An 18915-nucleotide genomic window follows, 5' to 3' on the forward strand; every position below is an offset into this window, starting at 1 on the left:
TTTTATACTGTCAATTAAACAACCTTGAGTTTACGTAACTTGAACTATGAAAATTCACTGTTTGTGCGTATATATACTGTTCATTTTAATGTAATGAAATGTATTTTTAAAATAGTAAATACGCTATATATGAGAAGCAGCACAAAGGAAATGATTAACTTTCACCTCTTTTTTTTGATGTCTGCTTTGATACATTTTTAAATAACTGGTAAAAAAATAGTGATTTTTCTGTTAACTGCTGCCATTTTTTGTGAAATAGTATAAAGAGGATTTGTGGGCTGCTGCCTCCAGGCTATTCAGACTGGTGCCAGATTTTAGGACATCAAGTTTTCTTAAAGCCAGTTACATTTTCCGAAACGAACCTGACAAATGCTGCTGCAAAAGGCTAGCTTATTTGTTAATCACAAGTCGTCTCCAGCAGCTATGGTAAAAGAATTAGCAATTCGCACCAGTGGATTGATTAAGCAATTTGACAGACACATTGCTGTTAATAATGTTGATTTAGAAATTTACACAGGTGAAGTATACGGGTTAATTGGCCCCAACGGTGCAGGAAAGACGACTCTGATTCGGATGTTGGCAGCAGCAGAAGAACCAACTACGGGTGAGATTTATATTAATGGCGATCGCTTACTGCGCGATCGCAGCAACCTTAATCTCAAGCGTCGTCTTGGTTACTTACCTGACGATTATCCACTGTATGAGGAACTCACGGTTTGGGATTATCTAGATTATTTTGCTCGTTTGTATCGTTTGCGAGAACCGCGCCGCACTCGACGGCTGCATGAAGTTTTAGAACTGATACAGCTAAGTAATAAACGCAACAGTTTAATTTCTACCTTGTCACGGGGGATGAAACAACGCCTGAGTTTAGCGCGAACAATCATCCACGAACCGATTTTACTGCTTTTGGATGAGCCAGTTTCGGGACTAGACCCGATCGCTAGGATGCAGTTTCGAGAAATCATCAAAGTTTTGCAGGAAGCAGGGATGACGATATTGATTTCCTCCCACGTTCTGAGCGACTTAGCAGAATTATGTACCTCTGTGGGAATTATGGAACTCGGTTATTTGGTAGAAAGTGCCTCGCTACAACAACTCTACCAACGTCTTGCCCGCCAACAAATCATCATCTCGACTCTAGCAAAACAAGAGGAACTGTTGGGGGAATTGAAAAATAATCCGTTAGTACAAGACTGGGAGGTAATCAATGCAAAAAACAGTATCCGAGTGAATTTTTCTGGGAAACAGGAAGACTGTGCAGATTTATTGCGATCGCTCATCCAAGCTGAAATTCCCATTACTGAATTTCACTGCACTCAAGAGGATTTGGAAACAATTTTCCTTAAACTTGGTCACAAACAAGCATCATAAGTCAATAGTCATTAGTAAATAGTGATGAGTTAGTGGTTAGTAGTTGGTTATTTGTTACTCTCCTTGTCCCTTGTCTGTCCCTCCCCTCTGCCCCTAGTGCTCTTCTGCTTCCCCTCTCTCACCTCCCTATTTTTGGAGAAATTTATATATGATTCTCAATTTCATAGACAAGATTGGCGATTTAAATCCTCAATTAATGAGAGAAATTAAAGGTCGTCTGAAAGTTTTTCCTGTTGTCATTGCATTTGTTTCATCGCTGTTTGGGCAGTTTATACTTTGTTTATATCAATTACGTGAAATACCAGGAGATAGATATCCTATATCTGGTACCTACTGCCATGAAGGCATAGTTTATAGACAACAATTGAATCAACTCTACCCACAAATTAATCAACTACAACAGCAAATATCTTTATTTAGTAAGGCAAAGAATGCAGTAAAAGTTCAGGAATTAACACAACAACTAGAACAACTCAAGGCAGAAGAAAGTAGAACTCAGAGTTTTTTATATAGTAGTAATCAATTCTGTCCTTCAGACCAAATTGATATGCAACTTTGGTGGCGAGACCATTGGGAATACATATTTTTATCACTTAGTGTCATTTTTGTCTTCACGTTATTAGTTGCAGGTACTTATTTATTAATCAATAACTTAGCTCAAGAAGAACACCGAGGTACATTAAATTTTCTACGTCTTAGTCCTCAATCAGAAACAAGTATTTTGACTGGCAAGATATTAGGAGTACCAATTTTAATTTATCTTGCTGTTGGAGTTGCAATTCCTTTGCATATTTGGGCAGGACGTTCCGCCAATATAGCTTTTAGCCATATTTTCAGCTTTTATATTGTTTTAGCTGCTAGTTGTATTTTCTTCTATAGCACTGCACTATTATTTGGCTTTTTTAGTCGTTTCTTTAGCGGCTTTCAGCCTTGGTTGGGCAGTGGTGCAGTCTTAGTTTTCTTGATTATTACAATGCAAATAGCAACAAGTAGGCCATATTTAAACAACGCAGCTGCTTGGTTGAGACTATTAAGTCCTTTTGACTTAACTGGTTACTTGTTCCCAAATTTATTTCGTCGATACCAATGGGAATTGCTAGAACAAGTGCAGTTCTTTTATCTTCCGGTTGGAAAAAATTTAGTCGGTTTACTTGGTTTGCAATTATTAAATTATAGTTTGTGGACTTACTGGATTTGGCAAGGACTAAGGCGTCGCTTCCGTAACCCAAACGCCTCAATGTTGAGTAAAGGTCAAAGTTATTTACTAGTAGCTTGTTTACAAGTAATTCTTTGGGGATTTACCCTACAATATGTAAAAAACTATTGCCCACCAGGTAGCTCATACACACCATCATTATCTTTTTGCTATTACGATGTTAGTTATCAAATTGGACAAAATTTTCCTTTACTAGTGTTCTTTAATGTAGTAGTTTTGCTTAGTTTAATTTCTGTTGTTTCACCTCATCGCCAAGCAGTACAAGATTGGGCAAGATATCGACACCAAAATATTTCTCAACACAAGTTTTTTTGGCAAGATGTTCTTCTACAAGATTTGATTTGGTCGGAAAAAAGTCCAGCAGTAATCACAATGGCAATAAATCTAATGATGATTACTATTCCACTCATCATTTTGATTATCATTGCACCTATTTTAAATTCTCATCACTCCAATAGATTAAATTGGCTGAATGAGATTGGGCAGTTTAAGGCTATTTTAGGTGTGGGTTTGTTTATTACCTTGATGATGATTTATGCAACAGTAGCGCAAAGGATGCTTTTAATGAAAAATTCTAAGCGTTCTTTTTGGGCGATCGCTACTGTCGGTGCAGTCATATTCTTACCAATGATATTTCTAGGAATGTTAGGTGTCCAACCTAGTGAAACTCCTATTTTATGGTTACTTTCTACTTTCCCTTGGAGTGCTTTAGAATACTCTACAATCCCAACAATTTTTATTGTTCTTTTGGGTGAATTTAGTCTCTTGGTGTTGTTAAATTTTCAGTTAACACGGCAAGTTAGATTAGCAGGTGAATCGGCTACAAAAGCACTGTTGACAGGAAGCTAGATTAATAAATTTTGAGGGTGCGTTAGCGAAAAACGCACCTTAACTTTATTGGAGAGTTTACAATGATAAAAAATCTTTTAGATAAAATCGGAGACTGGAATCCCCAATTTTTGCGGGAAATCAAAGGGCGTTTACAACAGCGCAACATCATACTGGCAATAACTGTCTCCTTGCTGGGACAATTCTTGCTATTGATGTATTTCCAAGTTCAACTAACAACTAATGACATCAGCGTTACAAGTTTCACCAATAAATATTGCACGGGAAATATCTTGTATGGGCTTCCGCAGTGTTTATTAGATGAGTTTGACAATTTAGTTATAAATTGGCAGTTGTGGTGGTTAGATTTATTTACACTGCTCAGTATTATCGGCTGTTTTTCCCTGTTAGTAGCAGGAACTTATTTATTAATCAGTAATTTAGCAACAGAAGAACGTCGTGACACGCTAAATTTTATTCGTCTTAGTCCTCAATCTCCCCAAACTATTTTAGTCGGAAAAATATTAGGGGTTCCCATCTTAGTTTATATTACATTAGCCCTAGCAATTCCTTTGCATTTGTGGTCAGGATTAGCGGCAGGTATTCCGTTAGGATTTCTTTTCTGTTTTTACGCTGTAATGGTTACAGCTTGTCTTTTCTACTATAGTGCTGCACTTTTATTTGGTTTAATTGGTTCTTGGTTAAGTGGTTTTCAAGCATGGTTAGGGAGTGGAGTAGTTTTTGGTTTCCTTCTTTTTACTAAACAATGGTTATCTTACACTCCTGTAGATTACCCTTTAGTTTGGCTGAGATTTTTTAACCCATTTTTTTCAATTCCACATTCGTTACTCAATTCTGTCTCTAAATCGGTTTACTCTTGGGAAACATTTCATTGGTTTGCTCTTCCAATCGGAGCTAGTTTTATCGCTATAGTTGGCTTAACGATTTTAAATTATACTGTTTTAACAGTTTTTGCATGGCAAGCTTTACAGCGTTGCTTTTCTAATCCCAATGCCACAATGTTAAGTAAGAAGCAAAGCTATTTGCTAACGTCTTACTTTACAGTCATAACTATAGGATGTGCAAACTGGCAATCATCAGTTTTAGTTAAAGCTCCTCATTCTGCAATAATAAGAGAAAATCTCTCATCTCTTTTATTTTTACATTTTTGGTTATTCTTATATTTAATTGCAGCTATTAGTCCTCATCGCCAATCTTTAATAGATTGGGCGCGTTATCGGCAATTCTCTAGTTACAAGAGTTTCTGGAATAGTCATACAATCAAAGATTTAATTTGGGGAGAAAAAAGCCCAGCGTGGGTAGCGATCGCCTTAAATGCAACGATTACTATTGTTTCTCTAAGTTTATTGGCTGTCTTAACACAAGATGACAATAATAATAAAATTAATGGTATTTATGCTCTCGCTTTAGCTGGTAGTCTAGCTATGATTTATGCAGCATTGACCCAACTAGCTTTATTCATGAAAACTCAGAATCGAATATTTTGGACTGTCACTATTATTGGTACTGTAATTGTACTACCAGTAATTATTTTAGCCTTATTATTAAATAACCCAAACCATGTCACTTTTGTGTGGCTTTTTTCAGTTATTGCACCGCTTGTTGCCTTGTATCCCACTGGAATTTCATTATCTTCAATCACAGTCTTCTTTGCGATTCTTATTCAAGGAATCATATTAGGAGGCTTAATTTTTCAGTTACAGCGAAAATTACAAAAAGTAGGAGAATCTGCTACAAAAGCACTACTTAGTCATTAGTCATTAGTAAAAATAAATTACAAATGACTGATGACAAAGAACAAATGACTATTTATTAATTACTTGTCTTACTAATTCTGGAATTTGAGAAGGGCGCTCGGCTACGGGAACTTTTAATTGAGAAAAAGCAGCCAATTTGCTTTTTGCTATGCCAAAGTCTGGATGGCGCCCAATTACTGCTGCTAATGTTCCTGTTTGACGCCAATGTTTGGCTGGTGGGGCATTGATGCCTGCAATATAAGCAACTACCGGTTTATCAATGGCTTCGGCAATGTAGCGGGCTGCTGCTTCTTCACGTCCACCACCTGGCTGTCCAACTAGTACAATTGCTTCTGTAGCATCATCCTCATCTAGAATTTGCAGCCATTGGATAAATGATGAACCTACGATCGCATCACTGCCAATACTGACGCTGAGTGACTGCCCCAAACCAGCTTTGGTTAATTCCCTGGCTATTTCATAGGTAAGCGTAGTACTGCGACTGATAATTCCCACTGAGCCTGGAGTATAAAATTCACTAGGTTGTGTACCTAAAAGAATTTTTCCCGGTACGATAATACCAGGACTGTTTGGCCCCACTATTAAGGTTTCTTTTGCTTCAGCTTTACGCAGCAGTTGCACCATATCTAATGGTGGTACCCCTGGTGAGATGATTATGATTTGGCGGATGTCGGATGCGATCGCTTCTAGTGCTGCATCCAAAACTTGGTAAGGGTGTACGCAGATAATCGTAGTGTCAATCAGCCCGAATTTCTCAACAACTTGCTCTACTAAATCGAATACTGGCAGATCGTATATTTTCTGCCCACCATAACCAGGATTTACTCCAGCTACTAAGTTTGTTCCATAACTTATCATTTGAGCAATATGAGTTGCTGATATGAATTCACAAAAGCCTTGGATTAAAACTTTACTGTCTGGCGTTAAGTTCATAAAAAGTTACGTTAATTTATAAATATTGATTAGGTAGAGCTAGCCACTGTAATAAATGGCATATTCATTGATATAAACTCAATTTTTACTAAAATTACAACAAATTCGTCTTAACGCTTGATGCCACAACACAAACTATCCCATTAGCTCTTGCTGGTAATACTCAAAATACTTTTTTGTCAGCAGCCCCACCCTAGAATAGTAGAGCTACATATACAAAACTAGCCCAAACAGGCTTAAAGACTTTGATTTTTATTAGTTTGCCACGTGGGCAGTTATTGTTCTAGCCACATCCTTTAGGTTAAAGGTGCTTGGTGTCTCTCATTTATTCATTTTGCCTCAACTGCTACTACAAGCTTGAGGTAACAATCTTAAAACTTTTTATGAGAAGTTAATTTGACAAGACGAACTGCTTCTACTACGGCTTCATCTAAATTTTCTATCACTACTATAGATGTATCGTTTGGAGTTTTAATTGTTTCTAAGTGTTTTCTAGCTGCATCAAACTCAGAGCCGGCAAGACGAACAACCAAGCGCGGCAAGTGACTTTCACGACGACTTTTACTGCCATTAGAGCGCAATACCTGTGATTTTAGTTCGTTTTTGTGATTTGGCACATAGTTAGCAATTACTTCCATCACTTCTTCCACTTGAGGAAGGCTACCTAAAAAATTAATTAGTATGACTTGAATACTTTTGTCACTAGTTAGGATGTTGAGAGCTTTATCAAGGCGATCGCGAAAAGTAGTTGGTGAAGTATCTGTAGGAAAAGCGTGGCGTAGATTCAGACAAATACCTGGTTTGCCACCCGCATTGACTACTAAATCTAAAGTTGCCAGCACCGAGCCTGTACCATTACCCAGGATACCGATTTTACCGTGAAGTTCTACCCCATCCCAGTTACCTAAATGTGGTTTGAAATCTATGTTACTGTGACGATTAACTATTTTTCTTGCCATTTGAGTGAGATCTGGATGACGCGCGATCGCTCGTTCATTGACGCTCACATTACCATTAAGAGCCATCACTTGATCGGAACTACTTACTCCTAAAGGATTAATTTCTACCAAATCTAAGTCTTTTTCTAGAAATAATTGATACATTTTTTCCACAACGGCACTTACTGACTGCATTAACGCACCTTGCAAGCCCATTTTTAAAGCTAACCGTCGCGCGTAAAATGGAGAAAATTCCTGTTCTACCACAACATGCTGCATTTTTTCCCCAGCAGATTCCCAATCGATATCTGCTTGCGTACAGCCCAAAAGTATAGGACGACAAACAGCAGTATCTAAAACTACTGCTAGATAAAATTCTTGTTCTGCATCATATTTGACTTCCGCCAGCAAAACTTCTGGCAACTCACCCAAAATCGGTAAATTAAAAATGTTTTGGGCAGCAGCGATCGCATCTATGGTTGTTTCTGCAAACCTTACTCCACCAACATTTGCCCGCTCACCCCCATAGACTTGAGATTTAAGTACAATTGGGTAGTTAATTTTTAACCTTTTCAAATCCGTAGGATGATCTATTTTTTGAGAAGGCAAGACAGGAATACCTATCTCACGAAACCATTCTTTTACCTGGTACTCTAATAATTCCATCGACACACACCTTGAATTGAGCCACTTCTGTTTGGTTTTTGGGGAACTATCTCATGCTTGCACAATGCACTAGAGTTACATAATTCAACCTTGATTTTTTAATTAAAAAATTTTTCTTGTTACTTCTATCTAACCCACTAAATTAGGTAAAATCAAGCTTCTATCTTTTGTCGCTGAAGAATATTCTCAGTAAATATTCTTAGTTACTCAGTGAAATATCTTTTTATAATTACTCCTTGACATAGCAACACTGAGAATATTGGCTATGAGAAGCAAAACTAGCTGTTTTGCTCTTCAAATGTTAATCAAATCCGAGAAAAACAAATTAGAGTCGGCAGTTGGAGTTATATGTTCGGTAGCTGCAATAGTGGGTGTCTATCTTAGCACTCAAAACTTTATTTAGGGATGACTCTGTAGTATTCTGGCTTTAGGAGCGATCGCGCTGTTTATGATTTATCTGAAACAGTCTTGGAAAGTTTGATATCTGACACCGCAATCATTCCCAAACCAATACAAAAACAATGCAAATATCGAAAAAATTTTTACAAACAGGAATTTCTAAATAATGTAGTTTAGGAATGTTGCCTCTTAAGAGCTTTTCTGTCATGAGTGAAGCAAAAGTCGCTGTAATTGTTGGCGTTGGCTCTGGTTTAGGTGCTGCCATTGCTCACCGATTTGCCCGTGAAGATTTTGCTGTGGGATTAATGGCAAGAAGTGCAGACAAGCTGGCTGAATTTCAAAATGACATTGAAGTCGCTGGTGGTAAAGCTTTGGCTGTTCCTTGTGATGTTACCGATCCTGTATCTGTCAAAGTAGCCTTTGCTGAGGTAGAATCATATTTCGACGCACCAGAAGTCCTAGTCTACAACGCTGGTGCTTTTAAAATGGCTGGAATTATGGAACTGACACCAGAGCAATTTGAGAATTGTTGGAAAGTAAACTGTTTTGGTGCATTTCTGACAGTTCAGCAGGTTTTACCAGCAATGCTAGAACGAGGCAGAGGTACTATCTTACTTACAGGTGCGACTGCTGCCACAAGAGGTTCTGCTCGTTTTTCTGCTTTAGCTGTGGGTAAGTTTGGGTTACGGGCATTAGCCCAGTCGCTGGCACGGGAATTTAGTTGCCAAGGTATTCATGTTGCCCATATTGTCATTGATGGCATGATTAACACTTCAAAAGTGCGGGCAATGGCAATAGAACGACAAGCACATACCCTACTTTCACCAAAAGCTATAGCTGAAACTTACTGGCAACTCTATAAGCAAGATCAGACAGTTTGGACTTTAGAATTAGATTTGCGGCCTGCTGTAGAAAAATTTTAGAGTGCTAATCCTCAGTTTTTGCAATCTCATCATCAATCATAGGTTTATCTTGCCCATCCATTGTACTTTCTACTACAAATCCATCTAGTTCTGCTTCAGACTCACGTTTTAGTGATTTTTCAGAAACGATGACAAACTCAGTCTCTCTAGAAGGCTTGTTACCCCATTGATCTAAAACATCTTTAGCTAATACTTCTTGCACCCAAATTTTAGCCACAACTGTTAGGGGTAGTGCTAGTAATAATCCTAACGGGCCGAAGAAACTGAGAAAAAATAGTTGAGAGATTAATGTTACAGCAGGTAGCAGCGATACTTGATGTGCCATGACGATGGGTGTGAGAAAATTACCCTCCGTCTGTTGAATAATAAAGTAAAGACCTAATACAACAAGCGACTTCCAGGGAGCATCTAAAAGTGCGATCGCCATTGCGGGTACTACGCTAATAGTAGGGCCAAGATTGGGAATTAAGTTCATAAACCCTGCTAAGACTCCTAATGCTAAGGCTGAGGGTACACGCAAAATGAACAAGCCAATCATACTCATAATTCCCACGTAAGTCATGGCAATAGCAGCACCTATCACCCATCCCCCCAGTGAAACCTCGCAACGATCCAAAATCCCATCTACCCGGCGGCGATAAAATGAAGGAAATAAACGTATAAATAATTTGCGGTAGGCAATGGGATCAGCTAAGAACATTCCTGTTAACACCAGTACCAGCAAAATTTTGAGTACTACTTCCAAAGAACCAGAAACAATAGCAAAAGAGCTTCCCAGTAAACGATTAATCAAAGGTTCTGCTTGTTTGGTGAGGCTATTTATATCTGGTATGTATGGAGTTAATTGAACAGGAATGCGAGTTTCGAGTTGATTAAGCCAGGTATTGAATAGTTGAAAGCCTTTAGGAACTCGATAAGTAAGTTCATTAAACTGCTGGGCAAAGGGCGGTACAATCAGCCAGAAAAATCCGACGATCGCAGCAATAAAAATACCTACAGATAGCGATATAGCAAAACCTCGACTCATTCCTGAGCTTTGGAAGCGTCTAGATAGGCGATTTAAGGTAGTAGCTAATACAACAGCAGCAAATATCAGTAAAAGTACTTCGCGGATTTGCCATAAAATATACAGTGACAAGACTAAGGCGATTAAGCCAATCCATTGACCTAGATTCACTCCCTAACTCCCGGCAGTTGACAAACTGCAATTTTTTGTGACTAAGCTAAATTAGCTGAATTCTAGCAATTTTGGCAACGAGGATATAGCCTTAGGTTTGTTTGTGTGTTTGGAATCGCCATAGTAAGGCGATCGCCATAAATATAGTTGGCAACAATACTATAATCAAAGCATTTTTTTCCGTTTGCGCAATTGGTAAATAAGGCCCCGCATACTTAATCAAAACCGAAATTACGGCAGAGAGTAAAAATACTTTCAATATAAATCTAAGCTGATTTTCCATCAGAGTACGGCAATTCCTATTTTCTAGGGGGGTAGATACGAAAATGAATTGTAACAATAATCTTTACAATAAACTCAAGTTGATTAAAACAGAAGCTTAGAGCGAATTTCGTCATCTGAACTTCGGCAATCGAATTCCTGCTTGTACACCGTCATGATTTATTTGCCGGTTTCACTGCTGTTATTTCTTTTGTTGTTGCTGCTCATACCTTTTCTTTGGTTTGTTGTAGCAGTAGACATAGTAGAAATTGCAGTAGCTAAGTTGGGATTTTCTCCCAGTATTGCTTTTACATTACTGATATTGGTGATTTTAGGCAGCACTATCAATATACCCATATACCGCACTGAGTCTTCCGTTGCCGTAGCAGATGATTTTGTTGATTTATGGTTAAGGGAATTTTGGGGTATCCCCTTAAGGAAAGTGCAACGTTCTACTGTTGTTGCTTTAAATGTTGGCGGTGGGTTGATTCCAGTACTGTTGGCGCTATATCAATTTAGGCAAGGTAATGTCCTGGCAATTTTGTTAGTCACTGCCATTGTCACAATTGTTAGCTACTATGCAGCACGGGTAGTACCGGGAATAGGTATTCAAATGAATCCGTTGTTGGCTCCCCTCACTGCCGTGGTATCTGCCATGATACTTGCCCCATCCCATGCTGCTCCAGTTGCCTTTGCTGGTGGTATTCTTGGAACCTTGATTGGAGCTGACTTATTACACCTTAAGGATATTCAAGCAAAAAGTTCGGGAGTGTTAAGTATTGGAGGCGCTGGAGTGTTTGATGGGATTGCTTTGTGTGGTTTATTTGCCCTGTTATTGAGTTAATAGTTGTTAGTGGTTAGTACTAAGTAACTGAGTATAACCTACTACCTACTATCTACTAACCAAAAATAAAAACTTTGCAATCGGAGAATGAATAAAAAATGCCTGTAGAAACTAATAACAAAAATCAAATCAAACCACCGAGGATACGCCAGTTTGGTGGCAGTTTGCTGATTCTTTTTACTTTGTTGTTACTACTTAACTTTATTGTTCCTAGCTTTTTTGGGCCGAGGTTGCCACAAGCTCCCTACAGTGACTTTATCGCACAGGTAGAAGCAGGCAAAGTTGATCGGGCAGTTGTAGGTAGCGATCGCATTGAGTATTCTATCAAAACTCAAACACCCGATGGCCAACCAACAGAACAAGTTTTCCAGACTACACCAGTAGCCATTGACCTAGATTTACCCAAGATTCTTCGCGATCATAATGTCAAATTTGCTGCACCACCACCAAGCCAAAATGGCTGGATTGCTACTCTTTTAAGCTGGGTTGTACCACCCCTGATTTTCTTCGGCATTTGGGGATTTTTACTTAACCGGGGCGGTGGTGGCCCTGCGGCGTTAACTGTAGGTAAAAGTAAAGCTCGAATTTACTCTGAAGGCAGCACTGGTGTCAAGTTTACTGATGTAGCTGGTGTAGACGAAGCTAAGGCTGAACTTGAAGAAATTGTTGATTTTCTCAAAAATGCTGCTAAATACACCCGCTTGGGTGCGAAAATTCCCAAAGGTGTACTTTTAGTGGGGCCTCCGGGAACAGGTAAAACCCTATTAGCAAAAGCTATTGCCGGGGAAGCTGGTGTTCCTTTCTTTAGCATCTCTGGTTCAGAATTTATCGAACTGTTCGTGGGTGTAGGTGCAGCCCGTGTTCGTGACTTGTTTGAGCAAGCTAAACAACAAGCTCCCTGTATCGTCTTTATTGATGAATTAGACGCACTGGGTAAATCTCGTGGTGGTGCAGGCCCGATGATGGGTGGTAACGATGAACGAGAACAAACTCTCAACCAGTTGCTCACCGAAATGGACGGCTTTGATGCCAACACAGGTGTAATTATCATTGCTGCTACCAACCGTCCAGAAATTCTTGATCCAGCTTTGCGCCGCCCTGGACGCTTTGACCGTCAAGTTGTGGTGGATCGCCCTGATAAAATCGGTCGGGAGGCAATTCTTAAAGTTCATGCTCGCAACGTCAAATTAGCTGATGATGTCGATTTGGGAATTATTGCCGCCCGCACACCTGGTTTTGCTGGAGCAGACTTAGCTAACCTTGTCAATGAAGCTGCACTCTTAGCAGCACGGCAAAATCGGCAAGCAGTGGCAATGGCAGATTTCAACGAAGCGATTGAGCGCGTTGTTGCTGGCTTAGAAAAACGCTCTCGCGTCTTGAATGAGATAGAGAAAAAGACTGTCGCCTATCATGAAGTTGGTCACGCCATCATTGGTGCTTTGATGCCTGGTGCTGGTAAAGTTGAAAAAATCTCTGTTGTGCCGAGGGGCGTGGGTGCTTTGGGTTATACTATTCAGATGCCTGAAGAAGACCGCTTCTTGATGATAGAAGATGAAATTCGTGGTCGCATTGCTACCCTGTTGGGTGGACGTTCCGCAGAAGAAGTTGTTTTTGGTAAAGTTTCCACTGGTGCTAGTGATGATATCCAAAAAGCTACAGACTTGGCAGAACGCTATATTACTCTTTACGGTATGAGTGAGCAACTAGGGCCAGTAGCATTTGAGAAGATTCAACAACAATTCCTCGAAGGCTATGGCAATCCGCGTCGGGCAATCAGTCCAAAAGTGGCTGAGGAAATTGACCGCGAGGTGAAGCAAATAGTTGATAATGCTCACCACATTGCCTTAACGATTCTCCATGAAAACCGGGACTTGTTAGAGGAAACTGCACAAGAATTGTTGCAAAAGGAAATTCTTGAAGGCGTACAACTGCGGGAAAAACTCAACCAAGCCAAATCACCTGCTGAACTCCAAGAATGGTTACGGACAGGTAAGATATCGGAAGATAAGCCTTTGATGCAAACATTGTTGGTGTAAGTTATGAAAGTTCGTAGTTAGGGCTTTAGCCGCTTGAAATTAAGCGATAAATTGCTTACTACGAACCCCTTCATAAATAATGAAACAGATTACTGGATTACTCTGAGCGTTAAAAATTGAATTGAAAAAAGCGATCGCTCTTTCACCGGGGGCGATCGCTTTTTTAATTGCAAATTCCCTACTAGCGATATACACTATAAATCTTTTGTATTTTCATCTATCCAAAGATATAAAAAAAATATTATTTAGTGTCAAGTTTTTGTAAACAGGCTGTATAACCTTGGAGAACCCTAATATCTTATTTAAGTAAGAATACTGAGATTAGGTTGACATAAATTACAGAAAATAATTATAACATTGCTGGGCAGTTGACTTTGTTTACCCAAAAAAATCAGCAACAGGAGTACTTTGTCTAATGAAGCTATTAAACCCTACTACTGCAATTGTGAAGAAATTTTCCATACTAGCTGTAACAACAACAGCGATCGCTTTAGGAGCAATTAATTCTGTACAAGCTGCTGCTGTCACATTTGAAGGAAATCTTTCTTTTGGCAGCACCCAGACTGGAGTAGTTCCAGGTGGAGACAATACTGGAAATCCTTCAGAGTGGAAATTCTGGAGTTTCTCTGGCAATGCAGGTGATATTGCGACTGTAACAGTGAGAAGAGCTGTAGCGGCACTGGATCCAGCTTTTGGTGTATGGTTTGGTACTGAAGCAGATACTTCTGACTACACTGATATCTTCGCAGATGGTGCTACCACTCCACTAATCGCTATTGGAGATGACGATCTACCACCAGCTATTCCTGCTGGGCTTTGGGGTGACTCAGAAGCAACCTTTACATTGCCAAATTCTGGATTGTATACAATTGCTGTAGCTTCTTTTGCATCTGATCCTTCAACAGAACCACTGGGATACAACATTTCTCTTCAATACAGCGAACCAGTACCTGAGCCTTTGACTATTGCTGGTACTTTGCTCGCTGGTAGTATTGGTATCGTTCTGAAAAGGAAGAAATCTCAAGCTATTTCAAACTTAGAAGAATAAATAAACCAATACTTTTTAGCTCAGACAAAACTGCGATCGTGGCAGCAATGTAGAGACGTGATCAATCGTGTCTCTACAAATCACCAAATCCCATTAAAAATCCTTAACTACGCTGCCAAATTTTAATTGTCTTATCCAAACTTCCGCTCACCAACATTTCCCCAGAAGCAGTAAATGCTACTGCTGTAACTGTGTGAGTATGCCCTGTAAAAGTACCTAGTAGTTCTCCGGTTGACAGATGCCACAACTTAATGGTTTTGTCGGCACTGCCACTAGCGATCGTTTGCCCATCAGGGCTGAGGGCAATAGCGTACACTCCATCCCTATGTCCCTTCAGGGTATGTAATAATTCTCCTGTATCTAAGCGCCAAATCTTAATAGTTTTATCTCGACTGCCACTAACAAGAATTTTACCATCTGCACTCATTGCTAAAGAACAAACAATATGAATATGACCTGTAAGACTGTGCAATAGTTCAGGGATAGGAGGTTTACCGCCTATTTGTTGAGATACTTGCCAAATTTTAATTTTGCGGTAACTGCCTGTAACTAAAATTTGACCATCTTGACTTAAAGCCAAAGAATGAGCGGCAGTATCATCTAAAGAAAGGGCAAACATCACCTGGCGATGGAGCAAATCCCAAAATAAAATTTTTCTGTCATCTCCTCCAGTTGCTAATACCCGTCCATCGGGGGTAAAGGCTACGCAGCGCACCATACCATTGTGCTTATGCAAGATATCTATCAAGTCTTGCGCGCCTACGTGCCACATTTTGATTGTAGAATCTGCACCTGCACTTACTAAAGTTTGCCCATCGGGGCTGAAAGCGAGAGCGTTTACCTCATCCACTAAACTCGATAAAATCCAAGGATACTCAGATAAAGTGCATACCAATTCTCCCCTCGCCAAATCCCATAATTTTGTCTCTCCACGACTACCACTTGCTACCAAAGGTAAATTTTCGTGGTTTTGACTCTCTGGGCTGAAAGCAAGGCAGTTAATACCTCTAGTATGACCTTTCAATGTTTGCCAGCATTCCCAGTCTCCAATGATGTTTTTAAGGGGATGTTCTGATGGCACAGTCTGAGTTTTTTCTGGCACCACAATTTCATCAATAACTGGTGGTACATCCAGTTTGTTAATTCCTGTTTCTAAATACCAATTCAATCCTCCTGCATATAATAAGTTACTGGGAGTGACAGAAATTTTTGGCTCATTAAATTCAATTTGATTTGTAGGTAAGAAGCCGATAACTATAGCTTGTTTTTCGTATCCTCTTTTGCCACTAAACGGATAGAACAAACATATAAAAATCAATAATCGGTATTTTTTAGCATCCTCTTGAGTAACAGACCATCTAATTTTATCTTTCTTAATACCATTAAAACTTTCTCCATCCGCGACACAAACTAAAATATTGACTTTGGGATTATCAGCAACTACGTAAGGAAATTTGCTTTCACTACGCAAATTGCCTTCATCATCTAACAGCATATTTTTAACTGTATCCTGTGGCACTTTTTTGACAATTTTACCCAGGCGCTGATTGATGACTTGTTCGACAATCTGCTCTCGTAAAATATAATCTTCTGCTTGCTGCTGAAAGTATGTTGGAAAGGGGATAGCCCACTCAGGAAATTCAGGATATTCAGGTGGAATTGGAGGCGGATTTTTAGCCAAAATTTCTGCTTGTTGGCGAGCAACTGCCAGTAACTTTTCCAGCATTTCGCCCCAAAAAGCCATTATTTCAGTATGGCAACCTTTAACTTGACTTTCTAATAAACATACATCATGAGTCTTTGGTTTTTTCACCCGGAGAAGGAAATCAGCTTGTTGAGCTTTGAGTAAGCTAGTCCAATCCATCGAAAACCTCGCAAGGGTACTGCAACTATATCGCGTTAGCGATTGGTTGTGGCGCAGCCAGTAAGGGTTAGACTGTCATCATCCGAAAATCTTTGTCCAACCTTGCGGTATGAGCAAAGAGGGCGTGAAGTATATTTTTGGGGCAAATTATTGCACACCTACCTTAGGCTATACCGAGACATCACTCAAGTTTTGATATTGAGTGAACAAGCGCTCAGTAATACCAGAAGCCAAGGTAACATAACCATCGTGCCTGAGACTGGGGGGTATTCACCAGATACAGTCAAATATGGTTACTGTACAAGGTTTGCCGCAAGAAGAATTTAGAGATGGCAGTTCATTCTAACGAACTTGGGGACAAAAATACTGTTTCTAGGTAAGCAGTTCTTCCAAAAAGAGTAAAAGGGGAGGGGGAGACAAAGGGCAGGGGAGATGGGGAGAACTACTAACAAATGACTAATGACCAATAACCAATGACTATTAACAAAATTTTCTACCACAAGTGTGAGACACAAATAACCAACTATCTGCAACGATCGCGATGGATAGATTAGGAACCAGGAACAATTGATGCAGATTCATACGCCAGACTGGGTTAAACACGCTGTTTTCTATCAAATATTTCCCGATCGCTTTGCCAAAAGCAAACAATCCCGCAAGCGAGTGTTGCCTAATGCCAGTTGGGAAGATTGGGATGCTATGCCCACACTCCAAGGCTATAAGGGAGGAGATTTGTGGGGCGTGCTTGAACAGTTAGATTACATTCAGGATTTGGGAATCAATGCCATTTATTTTACACCCATCTTTCAATCTGCCAGCAATCACCGCTACCACACTCACGATTATTATCAAGTCGATCCCATGCTGGGGGGCAATCCAGCATTTAAAGAATTGCTAGATGCAGCCCATGCCCGCAATATCAAAATTGTTTTAGATGGAGTGTTTAATCACGCTAGTCGTGGCTTTTTCTTTTTTCACGATATTTTGGAAAATGGCCCTTATTCGCCTTGGGTAGACTGGTTCAAAATTGAAAACTGGCCTCTTTGTCCTTATAATGGGGAATTTCCTGCTAACTATGTGGGTTGGGATGGAAATCGAGCGTTACCAGTGTTTAATCATGACAACCCAGAAGTGCGGGAATATATCATGGAAATTGCCGAATTTTGGATTAAATTTGGCATCGATGGTTGGCGTTTAGATGTACCATTTGAAATTAAATCTCCTGGGTTTTGGCAGGAATTTCGCGATCGCGTCAAAGCGATCAACCCTGATGCCTATATTGTCGGTGAGGTTTGGGGCGATTCTCGGCAATGGTTGGATGGCACACAATTTGATGGGGTGATGAATTATTTATTTGCTGCGCCAACGATCGCTTTTACCGCAGGCGATCGCGTAGATATCGAACAAGTACAAGGGCGTTCCTATCATCCCTACCCACCTTTGTTTGCTGCCGAGTATGCTGCCAAAATACAGCAATTACTGCAACTTTACCCTTGGGAAATTCAACTCACCCAATTAAATTTGCTCGCCAGCCACGATACTGCTAGATTGATTTCTATTGCTGGGGGCGATATTCCTAGTGTGGAACTAGCAACTTTATTGCTACTTACATTTACTGGTGCGCCCAGTATTTATTATGGCGATGAAGTGGGTTTACCTGGTTGTCTTGATCCAGATTCGCGTCGTGGCTTTCCTTTAGAAGCCAGTTGGGATCGAGAAATTCTTAATACCCATCGCCAGTTAATTGCTCTGCGCCATGCTTACCCATGCTTGCGCATCGGTGATTACCAAGTTCTGTATGCCCAAGGAGAGCTTTACATATTTGCCCGCACTTTAGATACAGAGGTAATAGTTATAGCCGTTAACGCTGGTACTGGTTCAGCAAAAGCGAATATTGATACAACTAGTTTGCATACCCAACCCCAAAAGCTCTTATATGGTAATGCTGATATAGAGTGGTACGGTGAGGGAGAAAATAAGCATCTGAGTTTAAATTTACCTCCACGTACTGGCTGCATTTTGGGTGTAGGGTAATTTTTGATCTTAAAGTCAGTGTCCAGCCAAGATTGCAGGCATTAACACCACATCAATTACATGAATGACGCCATTATCAGCTAGGATATCAGTCTTGATAATATTGGCGTCATTTACTTTACTTTTGCCGTTAGCAGACTCAATAGCTATAACTGATCCCTCAACAGTCTCTGCTTCGTCAATTTGTGCTAAATCATCAGATCTAACATCTCCAAAGGCAATATGATAGGCAACAATTCTCTTTAATTTCTCAGTGTTTTGCAGCAGAGAATCTAATGTTTCCTGGGATAAATTAGCAAAGGCATCATCAGTAGGTGCGAATATTGTATATGGGCCAGGACTTTTAATAGTTTCCGTAAGTCCAGAAATGTCAACAGCTTTTAACAGGGTTTTGAAAGAACCAGCATTGACAGCAGTTTCCACAATGTCAGCCATAATATTTTGTAACTTTATTTTCAGGTAGTGCTACAAACCCCTTATAAATTTATCAACAGCTAAACAACCTCTATCAAGAGATATAGCCTTTCCCACTCTGGTGAGGTACGAAATGACCCCTCCCCAACCCTCCCCTTGCTAAGGGGAGCCAGTGCGGTGGT

15 protein-coding genes are annotated in these 18915 nt (G+C 39.9%); 8 read left to right on the forward strand and 7 right to left on the reverse strand.

The window, feature by feature from the left end; genetic code table 11:
* Positions 1-423: 423 nt before the first annotated feature.
* From QUB80_RS06775 to QUB80_RS06785, 3 genes are all read left to right on the forward strand, one after another.
* Positions 424-1374 carry an ABC transporter ATP-binding protein gene (locus QUB80_RS06775; protein ID WP_289789092.1) on the forward strand — a complete coding sequence of 317 codons (951 nt, stop codon included), beginning with the start codon at positions 424-426 and terminating at the stop codon, positions 1372-1374.
* A gap of 148 nt (positions 1375-1522) precedes the next feature.
* Complete coding sequence (locus QUB80_RS06780; protein WP_289788745.1) at positions 1523-3439, forward strand: ABC transporter permease subunit; 1917 nt, start codon at positions 1523-1525, stop codon at positions 3437-3439.
* A gap of 62 nt (positions 3440-3501) precedes the next feature.
* The gene (locus QUB80_RS06785; protein WP_289788746.1) at positions 3502-5196 is read left to right on the forward strand and encodes a hypothetical protein; all 1695 of its coding nucleotides are present in this window, start codon (positions 3502-3504) and stop codon (positions 5194-5196) included.
* 48 nt (positions 5197-5244) lie between these two features.
* On the opposite strand, the gene QUB80_RS06790 is transcribed toward QUB80_RS06785, so the two are convergent.
* A complete protein-coding gene (locus tag QUB80_RS06790) occupies positions 5245-6129 on the reverse strand; it encodes a succinate--CoA ligase subunit alpha (RefSeq protein ID WP_289788747.1) in 885 nt (294 codons plus the stop codon).
* A gap of 371 nt (positions 6130-6500) precedes the next feature.
* Positions 6501-7733, reverse strand: coding sequence for a succinate--CoA ligase subunit beta (locus tag QUB80_RS06795; protein ID WP_289788748.1), 1233 nt, complete (start codon positions 7731-7733; stop codon positions 6501-6503).
* 605 nt (positions 7734-8338) lie between these two features.
* Between QUB80_RS06795 and QUB80_RS06800 the strand changes: the two genes are divergently transcribed.
* Complete coding sequence (locus tag QUB80_RS06800) at positions 8339-9055, forward strand: SDR family NAD(P)-dependent oxidoreductase (protein WP_289788749.1); 717 nt, start codon at positions 8339-8341, stop codon at positions 9053-9055.
* A 4-nt stretch (positions 9056-9059) separates the two neighbouring features.
* On the opposite strand, the gene QUB80_RS06805 is transcribed toward QUB80_RS06800, so the two are convergent.
* Both QUB80_RS06805 and QUB80_RS06810 read right to left on the reverse strand, forming a co-directional pair.
* Positions 9060-10232 carry an AI-2E family transporter gene (locus QUB80_RS06805; RefSeq protein ID WP_289788750.1) on the reverse strand — a complete coding sequence of 391 codons (1173 nt, stop codon included), beginning with the start codon at positions 10230-10232 and terminating at the stop codon, positions 9060-9062.
* 91 nt (positions 10233-10323) lie between these two features.
* On the reverse strand, positions 10324-10515 hold the full coding sequence (locus QUB80_RS06810; RefSeq protein WP_289788751.1) for a hypothetical protein: 192 nt from the start codon (positions 10513-10515) through the stop codon (positions 10324-10326).
* Between the two features lie 153 nt (positions 10516-10668).
* On the opposite strand from QUB80_RS06810, the gene QUB80_RS06815 reads away from it, so the two are divergent.
* Together QUB80_RS06815 and ftsH are read left to right on the forward strand one after the other, a co-directional pair.
* Complete coding sequence (locus QUB80_RS06815) at positions 10669-11337, forward strand: DUF1614 domain-containing protein (protein WP_289788752.1); 669 nt, start codon at positions 10669-10671, stop codon at positions 11335-11337.
* Positions 11338-11435: 98 nt separating this feature from the next.
* Positions 11436-13373 (forward strand): ATP-dependent zinc metalloprotease FtsH, encoded by a 1938-nt coding sequence (ftsH, locus tag QUB80_RS06820; protein WP_289788753.1) that lies wholly within the window; start codon positions 11436-11438, stop codon positions 13371-13373.
* Between the two features lie 39 nt (positions 13374-13412).
* On the opposite strand, the gene QUB80_RS06825 is transcribed toward ftsH, so the two are convergent.
* Positions 13413-13568: a hypothetical protein gene (locus QUB80_RS06825; protein WP_289788754.1), complete on the reverse strand. Its 156-nt coding sequence runs from the start codon at positions 13566-13568 to the stop codon at positions 13413-13415.
* Positions 13569-13788: 220 nt separating this feature from the next.
* Between QUB80_RS06825 and QUB80_RS06830 the strand changes: the two genes are divergently transcribed.
* Positions 13789-14421, forward strand: coding sequence for a PEP-CTERM sorting domain-containing protein (locus QUB80_RS06830; RefSeq protein ID WP_289788755.1), 633 nt, complete (start codon positions 13789-13791; stop codon positions 14419-14421).
* Between the two features lie 103 nt (positions 14422-14524).
* On the opposite strand, the gene QUB80_RS06835 is transcribed toward QUB80_RS06830, so the two are convergent.
* The gene (locus QUB80_RS06835) at positions 14525-16285 is read right to left on the reverse strand and encodes a WD40 repeat domain-containing protein (RefSeq protein WP_289788756.1); all 1761 of its coding nucleotides are present in this window, start codon (positions 16283-16285) and stop codon (positions 14525-14527) included.
* Between the two features lie 570 nt (positions 16286-16855).
* Here QUB80_RS06835 and QUB80_RS06840 point away from each other — a divergent pair.
* Complete coding sequence (locus QUB80_RS06840) at positions 16856-18319, forward strand: glycoside hydrolase family 13 protein (RefSeq protein WP_289788757.1); 1464 nt, start codon at positions 16856-16858, stop codon at positions 18317-18319.
* A gap of 15 nt (positions 18320-18334) precedes the next feature.
* Here QUB80_RS06840 and QUB80_RS06845 read toward each other — a convergent pair whose 3' ends face one another.
* Positions 18335-18754, reverse strand: a complete 420-nt coding sequence (locus tag QUB80_RS06845) for a fasciclin domain-containing protein (protein WP_289788758.1) — start codon at positions 18752-18754, stop codon at positions 18335-18337.
* Positions 18755-18915: the final 161 nt, after the last annotated feature.

The sequence above is a fragment of the Chlorogloeopsis sp. ULAP01 genome (assembly GCF_030381805.1).
GTDB lineage: Bacteria > Cyanobacteriota > Cyanobacteriia > Cyanobacteriales > Nostocaceae > Chlorogloeopsis.

Excerpts from the sequence above, each read along its gene's own strand:
- QUB80_RS06775 (WP_289789092.1), top strand. The coding sequence starts at position 424 with ATGGTAAAAGAATTAGCAATTCGCACCAGTGGATTGATTAAGCAATTT.
- QUB80_RS06780 (WP_289788745.1), top strand. The coding sequence starts at position 1,523 with ATGATTCTCAATTTCATAGACAAGATTGGCGATTTAAATCCTCAATTA.
- QUB80_RS06785 (WP_289788746.1), top strand. The coding sequence starts at position 3,502 with ATGATAAAAAATCTTTTAGATAAAATCGGAGACTGGAATCCCCAATTT.
- QUB80_RS06790 (WP_289788747.1), bottom strand. The coding sequence starts at position 6,129 with ATGAACTTAACGCCAGACAGTAAAGTTTTAATCCAAGGCTTTTGTGAA.
- QUB80_RS06795 (WP_289788748.1), bottom strand. The coding sequence starts at position 7,733 with ATGGAATTATTAGAGTACCAGGTAAAAGAATGGTTTCGTGAGATAGGT.
- QUB80_RS06800 (WP_289788749.1), top strand. The coding sequence starts at position 8,339 with ATGAGTGAAGCAAAAGTCGCTGTAATTGTTGGCGTTGGCTCTGGTTTA.
- QUB80_RS06810 (WP_289788751.1), bottom strand. The coding sequence starts at position 10,515 with ATGGAAAATCAGCTTAGATTTATATTGAAAGTATTTTTACTCTCTGCC.
- QUB80_RS06815 (WP_289788752.1), top strand. The coding sequence starts at position 10,669 with ATGATTTATTTGCCGGTTTCACTGCTGTTATTTCTTTTGTTGTTGCTG.
- ftsH (WP_289788753.1), top strand. The coding sequence starts at position 11,436 with ATGCCTGTAGAAACTAATAACAAAAATCAAATCAAACCACCGAGGATA.
- QUB80_RS06830 (WP_289788755.1), top strand. The coding sequence starts at position 13,789 with ATGAAGCTATTAAACCCTACTACTGCAATTGTGAAGAAATTTTCCATA.
- QUB80_RS06835 (WP_289788756.1), bottom strand. The coding sequence starts at position 16,285 with ATGGATTGGACTAGCTTACTCAAAGCTCAACAAGCTGATTTCCTTCTC.
- QUB80_RS06840 (WP_289788757.1), top strand. The coding sequence starts at position 16,856 with ATGCAGATTCATACGCCAGACTGGGTTAAACACGCTGTTTTCTATCAA.
- QUB80_RS06845 (WP_289788758.1), bottom strand. The coding sequence starts at position 18,754 with ATGGCTGACATTGTGGAAACTGCTGTCAATGCTGGTTCTTTCAAAACC.